Origin of the sequence: Polynucleobacter sphagniphilus (assembly GCF_001953355.1) — a bacterium.
In the GTDB taxonomy this organism is placed as follows: domain Bacteria; phylum Pseudomonadota; class Gammaproteobacteria; order Burkholderiales; family Burkholderiaceae; genus Polynucleobacter; species Polynucleobacter sphagniphilus.
The window spans coordinates 43,582-60,369 of record NZ_MPIY01000007.1; the positions used below are offsets into that span (position 1 = coordinate 43,582).

Below are 16,788 nucleotides of genomic sequence, written 5' to 3' on the forward strand. Positions count from 1 at the left end.
TATGAAGTCCCGTGCTCAATATCTTTTATAAAGGTTGCGCAGAATCTAAGCAGCGCTTGTGTTCTACGTGGTACGCAAATTCATCCATGTAATGCTTCAACATCCCTCTTACAGGCATTGCAGCAGCATCACCTAGGGCGCAAATGGTACGGCCCTGGATATTTGCTGCAACATCATTTAGCAAATCTAAATCCTCTGGACGACCCTGGCCATGCTCAATGCGATTAACAATTCGCCATAACCAGCCGGTACCCTCACGACATGGCGTGCACTGTCCACAGGACTCTTCATGATAGAAATAAGATAGGCGAAGTAAAGCACGTACCATGCAACGTGTATCGTTCATCACGATCACCGCACCAGAACCCAACATCGAACCAGCTTTAGCAATGCTGTCGTAGTCCATTGTTAAATCCATCATTTGTGCACCAGGAACAACAGGAGCGGATGAGCCGCCAGGTATAACAGCCTTTAAAGCTCTGCCATCACGCATACCGCCAGCAAGCTTCAATAGCTCGGAAAATGGCGTGCCCAAGGGAATCTCGTAATTGCCTGGATGAACAACATCACCTGACACAGAGAAAATCTTTGTGCCACCGTTATTGGGCTTACCCAATTCGAGGTACGCTTGGCCGCCTATAGCCATGATGAAGGGCACGGCTGCAAAAGTCTCAGTGTTGTTGATGGTTGTTGGTTTGCCGTACAAACCAAAGCTTGCAGGGAAAGGTGGTTTGAAGCGAGGCTGACCTTTTTTACCTTCTAAGGATTCAAGCAAAGCAGTTTCTTCACCGCAAATATAGGCGCCCCAGCCAGGAGCAGCGTGTAATTGGAAATTGAAATCACTTCCCAAGATCTGATCGCCTAAATAACCAGCTGTGCGAGCCTCTTCCAAAGCCTCTTCGAAGCGGGCGTAGGTTTCCCAGATTTCTCCGTGAATATAGTTATAACCCGTACCAATACCCATGGTGTAGGCACCAATAATCATGCCTTCAATCAGAGCATGCGGGTTGTAACGCATGATGTCACGATCTTTAAACGTGCCTGGCTCACCTTCATCACTATTACAGACTAAGTATTTTTGGCCAGGAAACTGGCGTGGCATAAAACTCCACTTCAGTCCAGTTGGAAACCCTGCGCCTCCACGACCGCGTAATGATGAAGCTTTCAGCTCCGCAATGATGGCATCAGGAGCAAGCTTGTCATTAATGATGCGACGCAATTGCTGATAACCACCACGATTTTCATAATCTTTTAAACGCCAGTTATCGCCATTTAACCCAGCAAGAATTAATGGCTTGATATGACGATCGTGCAAGCTAGTCATACTGCTTTCCCTTCTGCACGTAACTCATTTAAGAGTGCGTCAATCTTTTCTTTACTCATGAAGCTACACATCCGCTTGTTATTAACCAGCATCACTGGGGAATCGCCGCAAGCTCCCATACATTCACCTTCTTTGAGGGTGAATGTGCCACAGGGGGTGGTTTCATTAAAGCCAATACCAAGGGTCTCTTTGAGGTGGTTAGCGGCGGTTTCGCCATGCGTTAATTGGCATGGTAGATTGGTACAAATAACTAACTTGTACTTACCAACTGGCTTGGTGTCATACATGTTGTAAAAAGTGGCTACCTCTTCAACTGCTATCGTCGGCATTTCAAGAATGTCGGCAACTGTTTCAATCACCTCGGGCGAGACCCAACCCACTTCAGTTTGCGCTGCAATCAATGAAGCCATCACCGCAGATTGCTTCTGCTCTGGGGGATATTTAGCAATATTACGCGCAATATCAGCTAAGGTCTTTTCGGATAGATGAAGAGTTGTTGTCATTAAATAATCCTTGGCCCGCAAAATTAGCGGTCAATCTCCCCGAAAACAATATCTTGGGTACCAATAATAGTTACAGCGTCAGCAAGCATATGCCCTCTAGACATTTCATCCATTGCGGAGAGATGCACAAATCCAGGTGCGCGAATCTTCATGCGATATGGTTTGTTAGCACCATCGGAAATGAGATAAATCCCGAACTCACCTTTAGGGTGCTCTACCGCTGAATAGGCTTCACCATCAGGAACATGCAAACCCTCAGTAAAGAGTTTGAAGTGATGAATCAACTCTTCCATATTGGTCTTCATATCAACCCGTTTAGGAGGGGCAACCTTATGGTTATCGCTCATCACCGGACCAGGATTTGCTTTTAGCCAAGCAACGCACTGTTTAATAATCCGGTTAGATTGATACATCTCTTCCATGCGAATCAAATAACGATCGTAGGAGTCGCCATTCACACCGACAGGAATATCAAATTCCAATTTGTCATAAGTCTCATAGGGCTGCTTCTTACGCAAATCCCATTCAATACCCGAACCACGTAGCATTGGCCCAGTGAAACCCAACTGCAATGCACGCTCAGGAGTGACAACGCCAATACCTACCAAACGCTGCTTCCAAATTCGGTTATCAGTTAACAGATTGCAATATTCATCCACATTGGCATCAAAGCGACTAGAGAATTCTTCAATGAAATCAAGCAAGGACCCACTGCGGTTTTCATTTAAACGCTTGATAGCTGATGCGCTGCGAATTTTCGATTTAGAGTACTGAGCCATCTTCTCCGGCAAGTCGCGATACACACCGCCAGGACGATAGTACGCTGCGTGCATACGGGCCCCAGAAACGGCTTCATACATATCAAAAATATCTTCGCGGTCACGAAATGCGTAGAGGAAAACAGCCATTGCACCGACATCGAGACCATGACAGCCAATCCATAACAAGTGATTGAGCAAGCGAGTTAACTCATCAAACATCACTCGAATGTACTGTGCACGCAAAGGGACATCCACTTGCAGCAATTTTTCAATCGCTAAAACGTAAGCATGCTCGTTCGACATCATGGATACATAGTCCAAACGATCCATATATGGAACGTTTTGAATCCATGTACGAGTCTCGGCTAATTTTTCAGTAGCACGATGCAATAAACCAATATGTGGGTCAGCACGCTGAATCACTTCACCATCAAGCTCTAGTACTAGACGTAAAACGCCGTGAGCCGCAGGATGTTGAGGTCCAAAATTGAGTGTGTAGTTCTTAATTTCCGCCATGGCTTAAACCGAACCTCCATACTGCTCTTCCCGAACGATACGCGGAGTGATCTCACGCGGTTCAATCGTGACGGGTTGATAAACAACACGCTTTAACTCTGGGTCATAACGCATTTCGACGTTGCCGGAAATTGGAAAATCTTTACGGAAAGGATGGCCGATAAATCCATAGTCAGTGAGTATGCGACGCAAATCATCATGACCATCAAACAAAATGCCATAGAGGTCAAATGCTTCACGCTCGAACCAGTTGGCGCTATTCCATACTGGAGTAATCGAAGCTACGACAGGATAGCTATCATCGGGAGCAAACACGTGTACCCGTAAACGCCAATTGTGAGCCAGCGATAATAGATGGGCTACCACACCAAAGCGCTTGCCAGTGTGTTTCCCTTCTCGAAAATCTTGGTAATCAACACCACAAAGATCAATGAGTTGCTCAAATGCCAACAATGGGTCATCACGCAAAAGCAGAGCTGACTCATAGTATGTTTCGGCGTTGACAATCACAGTCACTTCATCAAGTGCAATTTCGATTGATTGCACTCTTTTACCGAGAACTTTATCGATATTGGCAGCAAGTTGATTCAAACGTTCAGACATCTCAAGCCTTCCGCGCAATAGTACTAGTACGAGCGATCTTTGATTGCAATTGAATAATGCCGTAGATCAATGCTTCTGCAGTAGGAGGACAACCGGGAACATAAATATCTACTGGCACAATCCGGTCGCAACCGCGCACTACTGAATAGGAGTTATGGTAGTAACCACCACCGTTAGCACAAGATCCCATGGAGATTACCCAACGAGGCTCTGGCATCTGGTCGTAGACCTTGCGTAATGCAGGAGCCATTTTATTGGTGAGGGTACCAGCAACAATCATTAAGTCAGATTGACGTGGAGATGGGCGGAAAACCACACCAAAACGATCCAGGTCGTACCGTGATGCGCCTGCGTGCATCATCTCAACGGCACAACAGGCCAACCCAAAGGTCATCGGCCAGAGGGAACCGTTACGGGTCCAGTTAATCAACTGATCCGCGGTAGTTGTTACAAAACCTTCTTTGAGAACGCCTTCTAATGCCATATCTATCACTCCCAGTCGAGAGCGCCCTTTTTCCAGATATATACAAATCCCACAATGAATTCCAACAGGAAAATCACCATAGAGGCGTAGCCGAGCCATCCAATATCACGAAGGGCAACACCCCAAGGAAATAGAAATGCGGTTTCAAGATCAAACAAAATAAAGAGGATGGCGATTAAGTAGTAACGCACATCAAATTTCATACGAGCATCTTCAAAGGCCTCAAAGCCACACTCATATGGGGAGAGTTTTTCAGCATCTGGCTTCGAAGGAGCCAACACTTTTCCGAGGAACATGGGTACTAAACCAACCCCAATACCTACGAGGATAAAAAGCAGAACAGGAAAGTAATTAGCGAGATTCAAAATAGCCCTGAGTTATTCGTCTGGTAAATCTTAAACACTTTAAATTATCAACAATTCCTACATCCTTCATGCAACTTCAAATGCAATATGTGCATTTTATTGGTGCCGACGGCGAGACTCGAACTCGCACAGCCTAAGCCACTACCCCCTCAAGATAGCGTGTCTACCAATTTCACCACGTCGGCATCTTATAAAACGTATCAATTCTACTGCATTGCACAAGCAAAAAGTCCAAAAATGCGACTAAAAAATTGCTCTTAAATCATTCAATAACTTACTTTGGAACCGCAGGCTTGCTCGGATCCTGAACTGGTGCGGGCGGAGCAGCCGCTGGCGTTGCTGATGGGGCAACTGTTCCAGATAAAATTCCTGGGCTAACTTCCTTTTTATTGCCAATCCAGGTAATTCCCAAAGTACAAATAAAGAAGATGGCTGCAAAAATAGCGGTTGTATGCGAAAGAAAATTAGCAGATCCACTAGCGCCAAATAAGCTGCCAGATGCGCCAGAACCAAAAGCTGCACCCATATCAGCGCCCTTACCCTGTTGGAGCAATACCAACAAAATTACTCCCAAGGCAGAAATTACTTGTAATACGATCAACAAAGTCTTAAACCATTCCATGGCTTATCTCCAATTAAAAATAATTAGGCCTGACAGATGGCTAGAAAATCCTGGGGATTTAGTGATGCACCCCCTATCAATCCACCATCAATATCAGGCATTGCAAAAAGTTCAACGGCATTATCAGGCTTAACACTTCCGCCGTACAAAATACCAACATGTGAAGCGACGTCTTCATCAAATTCTGCCAGTTGCAAACGAATCGCGCGATGCATATCTTGCGCCACTTGAGCGCTGGCGACTTTGCCAGTCCCAATAGCCCAAATTGGCTCGTAAGCAATCAAACAATCAGCCAGCCTGTCTTGTAAAACAGAAACTTGCTTTGCGATTTGCCCGCGCACGACTTCCACTTCCCTGCCAGAATTACGCTCATCAGCTGATTCACCTACGCAGATGATTGGCGTAATACCTTGATCTAGTGCCTGGAGTGCTTTTTCAGCAATCAACTCATCCGTTTCATGGTGCATTTGACGGCGCTCTGAATGGCCAACTATGACATAAGCACAACCCAACTCCTTGAGCATCTGCGCACTCACTTCGCCTGTGTAGGCCCCAGACAAATGGGCTGACACGTCCTGAGCACCCAACCTCAAGAAAGCCAAGGAGCACTGCTTAATCAACTGATCACATTGAGACAGATACGGAAAGGGAGCGCAAACAGCATACTTACGACCCGCAGGCATCCCCTTTTCCATGCCCTGGCATACAGCTTTCACCCAAACTTCATTGCTAGCCAAGTTGCCGTTGAGTTTCCAGTTGCCAATGATGGTTAGCGGTCGCATAGATCTAAATTAAACCGTCAATACTATCTTGCCAACATGCTCTGAAGACTCCATCAATCGATGTGCATCAGCCGCCTGCTCAAGCGCAAATGTTTTATATATCACCGGCTTTAATTTGCCAGCATTCAGTAAGGGCCAAACATATTCATACAATTGGGCAGTGATCTGCTTTTTGAATGAGACCGGCCTTGGACGTAAAGTTGAGCCAGTAATGGTTAAACGACGACGCAAAATTTGACCGGTGTTCACTTCGGCTTTGGAGCCACCCATGATGGCAATAATCACAATGCGGCCATCATCAGCTAGGCAGTCAATTTCACGTTGCACGTAGGCGCCAGTCACCATATCAAGTATGACATTTACACCTTTGCCGTCGGTTACCTTTTTGATCTCTTCTACAAAATCTTGCGTCTTGTAGTTAATTGCTAAATCAGCACCCAACTCCAAACATGCAGCACATTTCTCATCCGTACCAGCGGTAACAAATACCCGGTGACCCAAAGCCTTGGCAATCAAAATAGCAGTTACGCCGATGCCACTTGAGCCACCTTGCACTAATAAAGTTTCGCCTTCAGACAACTCGCCGCGCATGAAGACATTACTCCATACTGTATAAAAAGTTTCCGGTAAAGCAGCAGCTTCTTGATCCGTAAATCCAGTTGGATATGGTAGGCATTGGGCAATAGGAGCGGTTGCTAATTCTGCATAACCACCACCCTGCACTAAGGCACAGACCTTGTCACCTAGTTTTAGGCCAAAGGCATTATCAGCATGGGCTAAATCCCCGCCAATAATTTCACCAGCAACCTCCAAACCAGGAATATCAGATGCACCAGCTGGAACTGGATAATGGCCTTTACGCTGCAACACATCAGGACGATTAATTCCTGCTGCAATTACTTTGATCAAAACCTCACCACTTCCAGCGGCTGGAGCCACCGGATCGGGGCGAGTATTGGGCACCAACATCTCTGGCGCTCCAAACTCTTTGATTTCCATCACACGCATCTGAAAACTCCCGTTTTTGGACGATCTAAAACTTAAGCAGATTCGCCAGGAGCAACTACTTCTTCAGCAACTGCTTGGGTGGAGGCAGCTAAAGGCTCAATTGTTCCACCCTCATCAGCCATGGCTGCCTTGAGTGATAAACGCAAACGACCACGCTCATCAGCAGCCAACAACTTCACGCGTACCACTTGACCTTCTTGCAGGTAATCTTTTACTTCCTTAACCCGCTCAGTAGAGATCTCTGAAATGTGCAAGAGCCCATCTTTACCAGGAAGAATATTTACCAAAGCACCGAATTCAAGCAACTTCACAACCGGACCTTCGTAGATCTTACCTACTTCAGCTTCAGCAGTGATGCCCTCAATACGGGCTTTTGCTTCTGCCATGCCTTCTGCGCTAGTTGAGGCTATTGTTACAGTGCCATCATCTTTAATATCAATGCTGCAACCAGTTTCTTTGGTCAAAGCTTGGATAGTTGCGCCGCCCTTACCGATGACTTCACGAATCTTGTCTGGATGGATCTTGAAAGAAACCATACGCGGTGCATGTGCCGACAATTCAGTACGCACAGAACCCATTGCTTCTTGCATTTTGCTCAAAATATGCAGACGGCCTTCTTTGGCTTGTGCCAAAGCAACTTGCATAATTTCTTTGGTAATGCCCTGAACCTTAATATCCATTTGTAAAGCGGTAATACCGTTTGCTGTACCCGCTACTTTAAAGTCCATATCGCCCAAGTGATCTTCATCACCCAAGATATCGGTCAAAACAGCAAAGCGATTGCCATCCAAAATCAAGCCCATTGCTACACCAGCAACGTGCGCCTTAACAGGGACACCAGCATCCATCATTGCCAAGCAACCGCCACAAACAGAAGCCATTGATGATGAGCCATTTGATTCAGTAATTTCTGAAACAACGCGAATACTGTAAGCAAAGTCTTCCGCACTAGGCAATACTGGGATCAAAGCACGTTTAGCTAGGCGACCGTGACCAATTTCACGACGCTTTGGGCTGCCAACACGTCCAGTTTCACCAGTAGCAAACGGAGGCATGTTGTAGTGGAACATGAAGCGGTCACGGTATTCACCTTCGAGCGCATCAATGATCTGCTCATCACGTGCAGTACCAAGGGTGGCAACAACGAGAGCCTGCGTTTCACCGCGAGTAAACAATGCTGAGCCGTGAGTGCGGGGCAATACGCCATTGCGAATCTCAATTGGGCGAACAGTACGTGTGTCACGACCATCAATACGTGGCTCACCATTCAAAATTTGGCTACGAACAATTTTTGCTTCGATTTCAAAAATGATATCGCTTACAGCAACAGCATCAACATCGCCATCAGCTTCAAGCTTTGCCATGACTTCTTTGTTAATTTCTTTCAACTTGTCTGAGCGTGCGCCCTTCTGACGAATTTGGTACGCCTCACGCAATGGAGCTTCAGCTAAAGCGGTGACCTTAGCGATAAATGGCTCATCCTTAGGGGCTGCTGTCCAATCCCACTCTGGCTTACCTGCTTCACGAACCAAATCATTGATTGCATTGATGGCTGTTTGCATTTGGTCGTGACCATATACAACTGCGCCCAACATGACTTCTTCTGATAATTGATTGGCTTCTGATTCCACCATTAATACCGCAGCCTGAGTACCGGCAACGATTAAATCGAGCTCACTGGTAGTCTGCTCTGAACGAGTGGGATTCAAAAGGTATTGGCCATTCGCATAACCAACACGGGCTGCGCCAACAGGGCCGGCAAAAGGAATGCCAGATACCGCTAAAGCAGCGGAGGCGGCGATTAAAGCAGGAATATCTGCAGGTACATCTGGGTTGATAGACAACACATGCACTACAACCTGCACTTCATTTAAGAAGCCTTCTGGAAACAAAGGGCGCAGTGGACGATCGATCAAACGAGAGATCAATGTTTCACCTTCAGATGGGCGACCTTCGCGGCGGAAAAAGCCGCCAGGAATCTTACCGGCAGCGTAGGTTTTTTCTAAATAATCAACTGTTAATGGGAAAAAGGATTGGCCTGGCTTTGCAGACTTAGAGGCAACAACAGTACCCATTACTACAGTGTCGTCCACGTTAACGATCACGGCACCACCAGCTTGACGAGCAATCTCGCCTGTTTCCATTGTTACCTGATGATTACCCCATTGAAAACTTTTTACTGCTTTTTTAAACATAGTCATTCTGATCTTCTCCAAATTGTTCACGTGCACTTCACATGAAGAACACGCTTGTTGTGGGATAAAGCAGTGTCACAACAAACACTGGAGCGCTTAAAGATCACAAGGGATGCCATTCCAGAGAGGCACTGAATCTACATCAGAAACTCATTGGAATGACACGATTCCCTGCACAAATAATCTTGAACCGCTCAAAAAACATGCCACCCGCTTAAGACTGAATCAATTAAGAAACAACCCTAAGATAGATGGCATCGATAAAACCAAAAAAGAATTACTTACGCAGACCTAATTTCTCAATCAAGGCACGATAACGATCCAAATCCTTACCTTTGAGGTAATCCAACAGGCGACGACGACGAGAAACCATCTTCAACAAACCACGGCGGCTGTGATGATCCTTGGCGTTAGCCTTGAAATGGGGGGTTAATTCGTTAATGCGGGCTGTGAGCAATGAAACTTGAACTTCAGGGCTACCTGTGTCGTTTGCACTGCGAGCGTTATCTTTAACGATTTCCGCTGTTTTAATATCTGCAACTGCCATTTTTTAATGCTCCTTACTTGCGAACACCTGAGCTTTCACCCAATCTGTGTCGTGCTATTAATAAAAATAAAACAAAAAAGCTTTAAAAATCAAAGCACTCGAATTGTAGCAGATGAGCCAATGATTGAATGGCAGCTTAAAAAGCCATAAAAGGGGGCACCTATCTGCTAACGCAATAAAAATACAAATTTACCTTTAAATGCAATAGTTTATGGCGTCATTTGTGCATTTAACTTGAGTTGGCTGGGATCATGTAACTTATTCAAAGCAGATAAGTAGGCTTTTGCAGAAGCTGCAATGATGTCGGGATCGGTGCCAACACCGTTGACTATCCGACCACCCTTTGCGAGCCGAACCGTGACCTCGCCTTGGGATTGTGTGCCCGATGTGATTGCATTCACTGAGTACAACAGCTGTTCTGAGCCACTCTTTGCAAGTGCCTCAATTGCGTTTAAGCTGGCATCCACAGGACCGTTACCCTCAGCTTCGGAGCTCACCTCTTTGTCACCCATGCGGAAAGTCACCCTAGATTTAGGGCGCTCACCGGTTTCAGAATGCTGGCTAAGGGATAGAAATTGATAAAACTCCGCCTCTTCAGCGGCCGCGGAATCGGACATGATGGCAATAATGTCCTCGTCAAAGATTTCTGATTTTTGATCAGCCAAGGCTTTAAAGCGTACAAAAGCATCATTCAGATCAGCCTCTGCATCAATGGCAATCCCCAACTCATGTAAGCGCTGTTTGAATGCATTGCGCCCAGACAATTTACCCAAAACGATCTTATTGGCCGACCAACCCACATCTTCTGCACGCATAATCTCGTAGGTATCGCGATTTTTCAAAATACCATCTTGATGGATACCGGAGGTATGAGCAAATGCATTGGCTCCAACTACCGCTTTGTTGGGTTGCACTACAAAGCCAGTGATCTGAGAAACCAATTTAGAGGCCGGCACAATCTGCGCCGCATCAATTCCACAGACCATATCAAAATAGTCCTTACGAGTGCGTAAGGCCATCACAATTTCCTCTAATGCAGTATTGCCAGCGCGCTCACCCAAGCCATTGATGGTGCACTCAATTTGACGCGCTCCTCCATACTTCACCCCAGCAAGAGAATTAGCAACAGCCATACCTAAATCATTATGGCAATGGACTGACCAAATTGCCTTATCGGAATTGGGAACACGTTCACGAAGATTTGCTATAAATTCACCATATAAAGCGGGAATCGCATAACCTACGGTATCCGGAATATTGATAGTGGTAGCTCCCTCATTAATCACCGCTTCAATTACTCTACACAAGAAATCAGGCTCTGAACGATAACCATCTTCAGCTGAGAACTCAATATCACTCGCTAAATTGCGTGCAAAGCGAATCGAGCGTTTGGCCTGTTCCAACACTTCCTCTGGAGACATACGCAATTTCACAGCCATGTGTAAAGGACTGGTGGCTAAAAATGCATGAATGCGTTTTGCATTAGCAGCCTTCAGCGCATCCGCGGCGCGGGTAATGTCCTTGTCATTTGCTCTGGCAAGAGAACAGACAATGGAATCCTTAACTGCAGCAGCTACCGCCGAGATCGCAGCAAAGTCGCCCTCAGAGCTAGCGGCAAAACCAGCTTCAATCACATCCACCTTAAGGCGTTCTAACTGGCGAGCTATGCGAACCTTCTCATCTTTAGTCATTGAAGCACCAGGCGATTGCTCACCATCACGTAAAGTGGTATCAAAAATGATTACTTTGTCACTCATCACTACTCTCCGGTTCTTAATTACTGTATTGATAAATCAATTAATTACTGCATTCTGAAAAAGAAAAACCCCAGCAATGTGCTGGGGCTGGTATGTCTTTGTTAATGATTTAATTTAATCTCATCAACTCAGGCCTTACCCGCCCCAAGCTTTAGGCCTAGTGCAAGGGGAAGACTCGTTAGAAGTGAGAAATTCATCAACATGGTTTAAATATAACCTAAATATCCCTAATTAGCCAAATCGGCGACCGCTATAGCGCTCCCAAGCCCAAATCACATAGCCTGAAATTGAATACACCACAAACAATCCGAACAAGGCTAAAGGCGGATTTGATGAGATCAGCACAAAGGTCAGGATCATGAGAACCATGACGCCAAAAGGAACCCGGTATCGCACATCTAATGCTTTGCCACTATAAAAACGTGCATTAGAGACCATGGTTAGGCCTGCATAAACAGTAATAAAAAAGGTAACCCATGGAATTGCAAGCGTTGTTACAGGAATCTTATTGTCATCAGCCAACCAGATAAATCCAGCAAGCAAAGCGCCAGCTGCAGGACTTGGCAGACCCTGAAAGAACTTCTTATCAACCACAGTCGTATTGACGTTAAAGCGGGCTAAACGCAGAGCGGCGCCTGCACAATAGGTAAAAGCAGCCAACCAACCCCACTTACCCAAGTCTTTTAGAACCCACTCATAAGCAACCAATGCTGGAGCAACCCCAAAGGAAACCATATCTGCCAAAGAGTCGTATTGTTCACCAAAAGCACTCTGCGTATTGGTCATGCGAGCAATGCGGCCATCCATCCCATCCAAAACCATTGAGGCAAAGACCGCGATCGCAGCCGTTTCAAACTGGTGGTTCATGGCATTCACAATGGCGAAAAAACCGCTAAATAAAGCAGCTGTTGTGAATGCATTTGGCAAAAGGTAGATACCTTTATTGCGTGGCCGAGGTTTTTCATCATGATGACCTTCAACATCAAAGTCACCCGACTCAAGCTGCTCTACTTCCCAATCATTTTTTGAGCGTGCTATACGAGCATTCGTTATGCGACTACGATGGATGCGGCCACGACTACGAAATGTACTCAAAAGAGTGTCCTAACTGGGGATGTAGATTAATCCAGCCCCGGCACACGGGCCAAGGCGGTATTAGTTGCAAATACTTTATCGCCAACACTGACTAAAGGCTCAGCGCTCAGTGGCAAATACACATCAACACGGGAACCAAAACGAATAAAACCATAGCGCTCGCCAGCCTTTAAGCGATCACCCACATGGATATAACAAAGAATCCGGCGCGCTATCAAGCCTGCGACCTGAACCAATGTGATCACTTGTCCATTAGCGTCAATCACAACGGCATTGCGTTCATTTTCTGTAGATGCTTTATCTAAATCAGCATTTACAAATTTACCCGGGAAATACTGAATCTCTTTTACCAAACCATTTACGGCACTTCGGTTTGAGTGAACGTTGAACACGTTCATGAAAACGCTAATCTTTAATGCCTCACGCTCAGCATATGGATCCATCGTCTTTTCTACTACAACAATGCGACCATCGGCAGGCGACAAAACCAAATCACGACCCAAAGCTGCGATACGCTGAGGATCGCGGAAAAATTGCAGAACAAAGATAAAAATAATCCACAGCGGCCATGACCATACAATGCCACCGAGATAGTGAACTAGCAAAGCAACGCCCCCCACTAGTGCCAAATACGGCCAACCTTCTTTTGCAATAATGGGGTGCGGATACATCATCTTTGTTCTAAGCCTTTGTGATTACGGATTATTTTCTACTAAAGCCAAGACTTAGTTCTTAGTTTGATCAACTAGTTTGTTTTTAGCAATCCAAGGCATCATGGCGCGCAATTTAGCACCAACAACCTCGATGTCATGTTCAGCATTCAAACGACGACGTGAGATCAAAGTAGGTGCTCCTGCCTTGTTTTCCAAGATAAAGCTCTTAGCATACTCACCAGTCTGAATATCCTTCAAGCACTGACGCATTGCATTTTTAGTATCTTCAGTTACAACGCGTGGGCCAGTAACGTACTCACCATACTCTGCATTATTGGAGATGGAGTAGTTCATATTTGCAATACCGCCTTCATAGATCAAGTCCACAATCAACTTGAGCTCATGCAAGCACTCAAAGTAAGCCATTTCGGGGGCATAACCAGCTTCAACTAGAGTTTCAAAACCAGCCTTAATCAACTCTACGGCACCACCACAAAGCACTGCCTGCTCACCGAATAAATCAGTTTCAGTCTCTTCACGGAAGTTGGTTTCAATAATGCCGGCACGACCGCCGCCATTGGCTGTGGCATATGACAAAGCTACATCACGTGCAGAGCCGGTTTTATCTTGATACACAGCGATCAAATGAGGAACGCCGCCACCTTGTGCGTATGTGCCACGTACTGTGTGACCTGGCGCTTTAGGAGCAATCATGATGACATCCAAATCAGAGCGTGGTTGTACTTGACCATAATGGACATTAAAGCCATGTGCAAAAGCCAAAGCCGCACCTTGTTTGATATTGGCATGCACTTCTTTGTTGTACACATCGGCAATTTGCTCATCTGGCAAAAGCATCATGACAACGTCTGCATCTTTAACTGCTTCAGCCACTTCTTTAACTAGCAAACCAGCATTAGCAGCTTTGCTCCAAGAAGCTCCGTCCTTACGCAAACCAACAGTCACGTTTACACCTGAATCTTTGAGGTTCAACGCATGCGCATGGCCCTGTGAACCGTAACCAATGATGGTGACTTTTTTGCCTTTAATGAGTGACAAATCAGCGTCTTTATCGTAAAAAACTTTCATGCTATTTCCTTGTGTTGAAGTATTTTGTAATGCAGTAATAAATAAAAAAATTAAACCTTGAGAATTCTCTCGCCGCGCCCGATACCAGAACCGCCCGAACGAACGGTTTCCAGAATCGATCCACGATCAATCGAGTCAATAAAGGCATCCAATTTGGTGCCGTCGCCGGTTAATTCAATGGTGTAACTCTTATCCGTAACATCGATGATGCGTCCGCGGAAAATATCGGTTGTACGCTTGAGTTCTTCACGCTCTTTACCAACAGCGCGCACTTTGATCATCATAAGTTCACGCTCAATGTGTGGTCCCTCGGTTAAGTCAAAAACCTTAACCACCTCAACCAGACGATTAAGGTGTTTTGTAATTTGCTCAATCACATCCTCTGAACCAATGGTCACAATGGTCATACGTGACAAAGATGAATCTTCCGTAGGTGCAACGCTCAGGGTTTCAATGTTATAGCCACGAGCTGAAAACAGACCAACCACTCGGGATAAAGCGCCCGGCTCGTTCTCTATCAAAACAGAAATAATATGCCTCATTAGAGATCCTCACTACCCAAAAGCATTTCAGTAATACCTTTACCAGCCTGAACCATTGGCCATACGTTTTCCTCGGGATCAGTTTGGAAGTCCATAAATACAGTGCGGTCTTTGAGGCGTATCGCTTCTTTCAAAGCATCTTCAACGTCAGATTTTTTCTCAATGCGCATACCTACATGACCATAAGCTTCTGCCAGCTTTACAAAATCTGGCAAAGAGTCCATGTAGGAACTGGAGTAGCGTTTGTTATAAGTCAGTTCCTGCCACTGGCGAACCATGCCTAGGTAACGATTATTCAGAGAAACGATCTTGACCGGCGTGTTGTACTGTTTACAAGTAGAAAGCTCTTGAATGCACATTTGGATCGAACCTTCGCCAGTAATCGCGAAAACATCCGTTTCAGGAAATGCCTTCTTGATGCCCATGGCATATGGCAAGCCAACTCCCATCGTGCCCAAGCCACCAGAATTAATCCAGCGACGTGGTTTATCAAATTTATAAAACTGAGCAGCCCACATTTGATGTTGACCTACGTCTGAGGTAATAATTGCATCGCCTTTGGTTAGCTCCCACAACTTCTGGACTACGTACTGCGGCTTCACAATTTGCGATTGCTCATCGTACTTTAAGCAATCCTTTTTGCGCCATTCGTTGATTTGCTCCCACCAGGCTGCTAATTTCGCATCATTTTTACGTGGCCCAGCAGCTTTGAGCTGAGTAGTCATCTCTTGCAGAACCTCTTTGAGGTTACCAACGATAGGAACATCCACCTTTACACGCTTAGAGATTACGGAAGGATCGATATCGATATGAATAATTTTGCGAGGATGGCTAGCAAAGTGCTGCGTATTACCAATCACACGGTCATCAAAACGTGCGCCAATAGCAATCAACACATCACTGTGCTGCATGGCCATATTTGCCTCGTAGGTGCCATGCATACCAAGCATGCCTAAGAATTGCGGGCTAGTACCAGGAAAGCCACCTAAACCCATCAGGGTATTGGTTACGGGATAGCCAAGCAAATCAGCAAATTCTTTTAACTCTGGGGCTGCATCAGCCAAGATCACGCCGCCACCGGTGTAAATATATGGGCGCTCGGCTTCTTGCAACAAAGAAACCGCCTTACGAATCTGCCCGCTGTGACCTTTTACAACCGGATTGTAAGAGCGCATTTCGAGGGTCTCAGGATAAACAAAAGGACCCTTCGCTGCAGAAACGTCTTTAGGAATGTCTATCAATACAGGGCCAGGCCGTCCTGTCTGAGCAATATGAAATGCCTTCTTTAGTACCAAAGGTAAATCTTTAACGTCCTTTACTAGGAAGTTATGCTTAACCACTGGACGCGTAATACCAACCGTATCGGCCTCTTGGAAGGCATCCTCACCAATGGCATAGGTAGGCACGTTGCCACTAATGATGACCATTGGAATTGAATCGGTATAGGCAGTTGCAATACCCGTTACTGCATTAGTGACACCCGGTCCAGAGGTAACTAAGGCGACACCTACCTTGCCAGTTGCACGGGCATAGCCATCAGCAGCATGCACTGCTGCTTGCTCATGGCGAACCAGAATATGTTCAAACTTATTCTGTTTAAAAATTTCGTCGTAGATAAATAACACCGAGCCGCCGGGATAACCCCAAACGAACTCAACCCCCTCTGCGTGCAAAGCATGCACCAGCATTTCAGCACCAATCATTTCAGGTGGCGCGGTCAGGGAGTTTGTATTTGATGTGTCTTTAGCTTTAGTAGCTAAAAATTCGGCGCTGCTTGTATTCATTTTCTTTCGTCCTTTGCAATTTTCGGCAAAAAATTGTTTGGTCTGTTCTGTCCCTTGCTTTTGGCCTGAGTTCGAACGGCGCTGCTACCAGAAAAAACCACTTCTTGAATGAGATTCTAGGTAGTAAGCCTAGTATTCTATAGCAATACCCTAAAATG

Annotated in this window: 17 protein-coding genes and 1 tRNA gene; all 18 read right to left on the minus strand. The window is 45.7% G+C overall.

Features of this window, described 5'->3' with window-relative positions; genetic code table 11:
* Positions 1-25: 25 nt before the first annotated feature.
* Positions 26-1,324, minus strand: a complete 1,299-nt coding sequence (gene nuoF, locus BOQ04_RS07370; RefSeq protein ID WP_076024118.1) for an NADH-quinone oxidoreductase subunit NuoF — start codon at positions 1,322-1,324, stop codon at positions 26-28.
* Positions 1,321-1,827, minus strand: coding sequence for an NADH-quinone oxidoreductase subunit NuoE (nuoE, locus tag BOQ04_RS07375; RefSeq protein WP_076024119.1), 507 nt, complete (start codon positions 1,825-1,827; stop codon positions 1,321-1,323). The genes nuoF and nuoE overlap by 4 nt, the downstream gene beginning before the upstream one ends.
* Before the next feature lie 23 nt (positions 1,828-1,850).
* Positions 1,851-3,104, minus strand: a complete 1,254-nt coding sequence (locus tag BOQ04_RS07380) for an NADH-quinone oxidoreductase subunit D (protein ID WP_076024120.1) — start codon at positions 3,102-3,104, stop codon at positions 1,851-1,853.
* Between the two features lie 3 nt (positions 3,105-3,107).
* Positions 3,108-3,707, minus strand: a complete 600-nt coding sequence (locus BOQ04_RS07385) for an NADH-quinone oxidoreductase subunit C (RefSeq protein WP_076024121.1) — start codon at positions 3,705-3,707, stop codon at positions 3,108-3,110.
* Between the two features lies 1 nt (position 3,708).
* The gene (locus BOQ04_RS07390; protein ID WP_076024122.1) at positions 3,709-4,191 is read right to left on the minus strand and encodes a NuoB/complex I 20 kDa subunit family protein; all 483 of its coding nucleotides are present in this window, start codon (positions 4,189-4,191) and stop codon (positions 3,709-3,711) included.
* 5 nt (positions 4,192-4,196) lie between these two features.
* Positions 4,197-4,556 (minus strand): NADH-quinone oxidoreductase subunit A, encoded by a 360-nt coding sequence (locus BOQ04_RS07395; protein ID WP_076024123.1) that lies wholly within the window; start codon positions 4,554-4,556, stop codon positions 4,197-4,199.
* Positions 4,557-4,656: 100 nt separating this feature from the next.
* Positions 4,657-4,741 (minus strand) — tRNA-Leu (locus BOQ04_RS07400).
* A gap of 89 nt (positions 4,742-4,830) precedes the next feature.
* Complete coding sequence (gene secG / locus BOQ04_RS07405) at positions 4,831-5,178, minus strand: preprotein translocase subunit SecG (protein ID WP_076024124.1); 348 nt, start codon at positions 5,176-5,178, stop codon at positions 4,831-4,833.
* A gap of 23 nt (positions 5,179-5,201) precedes the next feature.
* Complete coding sequence (gene tpiA / locus BOQ04_RS07410) at positions 5,202-5,960, minus strand: triose-phosphate isomerase (RefSeq protein WP_076024125.1); 759 nt, start codon at positions 5,958-5,960, stop codon at positions 5,202-5,204.
* Positions 5,961-5,969: 9 nt separating this feature from the next.
* Positions 5,970-6,968 carry an NAD(P)H-quinone oxidoreductase gene (locus BOQ04_RS07415; protein WP_076024126.1) on the minus strand — a complete coding sequence of 333 codons (999 nt, stop codon included), beginning with the start codon at positions 6,966-6,968 and terminating at the stop codon, positions 5,970-5,972.
* A 32-nt stretch (positions 6,969-7,000) separates the two neighbouring features.
* Positions 7,001-9,169, minus strand: a complete 2,169-nt coding sequence (pnp, locus tag BOQ04_RS07420; RefSeq protein ID WP_076024127.1) for a polyribonucleotide nucleotidyltransferase — start codon at positions 9,167-9,169, stop codon at positions 7,001-7,003.
* Positions 9,170-9,440: 271 nt separating this feature from the next.
* On the minus strand, positions 9,441-9,710 hold the full coding sequence (rpsO, locus tag BOQ04_RS07425) for a 30S ribosomal protein S15 (RefSeq protein WP_011902897.1): 270 nt from the start codon (positions 9,708-9,710) through the stop codon (positions 9,441-9,443).
* 209 nt (positions 9,711-9,919) lie between these two features.
* The gene (locus BOQ04_RS07430; protein ID WP_076024128.1) at positions 9,920-11,467 is read right to left on the minus strand and encodes a 2-isopropylmalate synthase; all 1,548 of its coding nucleotides are present in this window, start codon (positions 11,465-11,467) and stop codon (positions 9,920-9,922) included.
* Between the two features lie 231 nt (positions 11,468-11,698).
* On the minus strand, positions 11,699-12,505 hold the full coding sequence (gene pssA, locus BOQ04_RS07435) for a CDP-diacylglycerol--serine O-phosphatidyltransferase (protein WP_420875835.1): 807 nt from the start codon (positions 12,503-12,505) through the stop codon (positions 11,699-11,701).
* 83 nt (positions 12,506-12,588) lie between these two features.
* Positions 12,589-13,236 carry a phosphatidylserine decarboxylase gene (locus BOQ04_RS07440; protein WP_076024129.1) on the minus strand — a complete coding sequence of 216 codons (648 nt, stop codon included), beginning with the start codon at positions 13,234-13,236 and terminating at the stop codon, positions 12,589-12,591.
* Positions 13,237-13,287: 51 nt separating this feature from the next.
* The gene (ilvC, locus tag BOQ04_RS07445; RefSeq protein ID WP_076024130.1) at positions 13,288-14,304 is read right to left on the minus strand and encodes a ketol-acid reductoisomerase; all 1,017 of its coding nucleotides are present in this window, start codon (positions 14,302-14,304) and stop codon (positions 13,288-13,290) included.
* 50 nt (positions 14,305-14,354) lie between these two features.
* A complete protein-coding gene (gene ilvN, locus BOQ04_RS07450) occupies positions 14,355-14,846 on the minus strand; it encodes an acetolactate synthase small subunit (protein ID WP_076024131.1) in 492 nt (163 codons plus the stop codon).
* Entirely contained in the window at positions 14,846-16,630 is a 1,785-nt protein-coding gene (locus tag BOQ04_RS07455) for an acetolactate synthase 3 catalytic subunit (RefSeq protein WP_076024132.1), read from the minus strand. Before BOQ04_RS07455 ends, ilvN begins: the two co-directional genes overlap by 1 nt.
* Between the last annotated feature and the right edge of the window lie 158 nt (positions 16,631-16,788).

Bases quoted from the DNA above. Each gene is read 5' to 3' on its own strand.
- nuoF (WP_076024118.1), bottom strand. From the start codon at position 1,324: ATGACTAGCTTGCACGATCGTCATATCAAGCCATTAATTCTTGCTGGG.
- nuoE (WP_076024119.1), bottom strand. From the start codon at position 1,827: ATGACAACAACTCTTCATCTATCCGAAAAGACCTTAGCTGATATTGCG.
- BOQ04_RS07380 (WP_076024120.1), bottom strand. From the start codon at position 3,104: ATGGCGGAAATTAAGAACTACACACTCAATTTTGGACCTCAACATCCT.
- BOQ04_RS07385 (WP_076024121.1), bottom strand. From the start codon at position 3,707: ATGTCTGAACGTTTGAATCAACTTGCTGCCAATATCGATAAAGTTCTC.
- BOQ04_RS07390 (WP_076024122.1), bottom strand. From the start codon at position 4,191: ATGGCATTAGAAGGCGTTCTCAAAGAAGGTTTTGTAACAACTACCGCG.
- secG (WP_076024124.1), bottom strand. From the start codon at position 5,178: ATGGAATGGTTTAAGACTTTGTTGATCGTATTACAAGTAATTTCTGCC.
- tpiA (WP_076024125.1), bottom strand. From the start codon at position 5,960: ATGCGACCGCTAACCATCATTGGCAACTGGAAACTCAACGGCAACTTG.
- BOQ04_RS07415 (WP_076024126.1), bottom strand. From the start codon at position 6,968: ATGCGTGTGATGGAAATCAAAGAGTTTGGAGCGCCAGAGATGTTGGTG.
- pnp (WP_076024127.1), bottom strand. From the start codon at position 9,169: ATGACTATGTTTAAAAAAGCAGTAAAAAGTTTTCAATGGGGTAATCAT.
- rpsO (WP_011902897.1), bottom strand. From the start codon at position 9,710: ATGGCAGTTGCAGATATTAAAACAGCGGAAATCGTTAAAGATAACGCT.
- BOQ04_RS07430 (WP_076024128.1), bottom strand. From the start codon at position 11,467: ATGAGTGACAAAGTAATCATTTTTGATACCACTTTACGTGATGGTGAG.
- BOQ04_RS07440 (WP_076024129.1), bottom strand. From the start codon at position 13,236: ATGATGTATCCGCACCCCATTATTGCAAAAGAAGGTTGGCCGTATTTG.
- ilvC (WP_076024130.1), bottom strand. From the start codon at position 14,304: ATGAAAGTTTTTTACGATAAAGACGCTGATTTGTCACTCATTAAAGGC.
- ilvN (WP_076024131.1), bottom strand. From the start codon at position 14,846: ATGAGGCATATTATTTCTGTTTTGATAGAGAACGAGCCGGGCGCTTTA.
- BOQ04_RS07455 (WP_076024132.1), bottom strand. From the start codon at position 16,630: ATGAATACAAGCAGCGCCGAATTTTTAGCTACTAAAGCTAAAGACACA.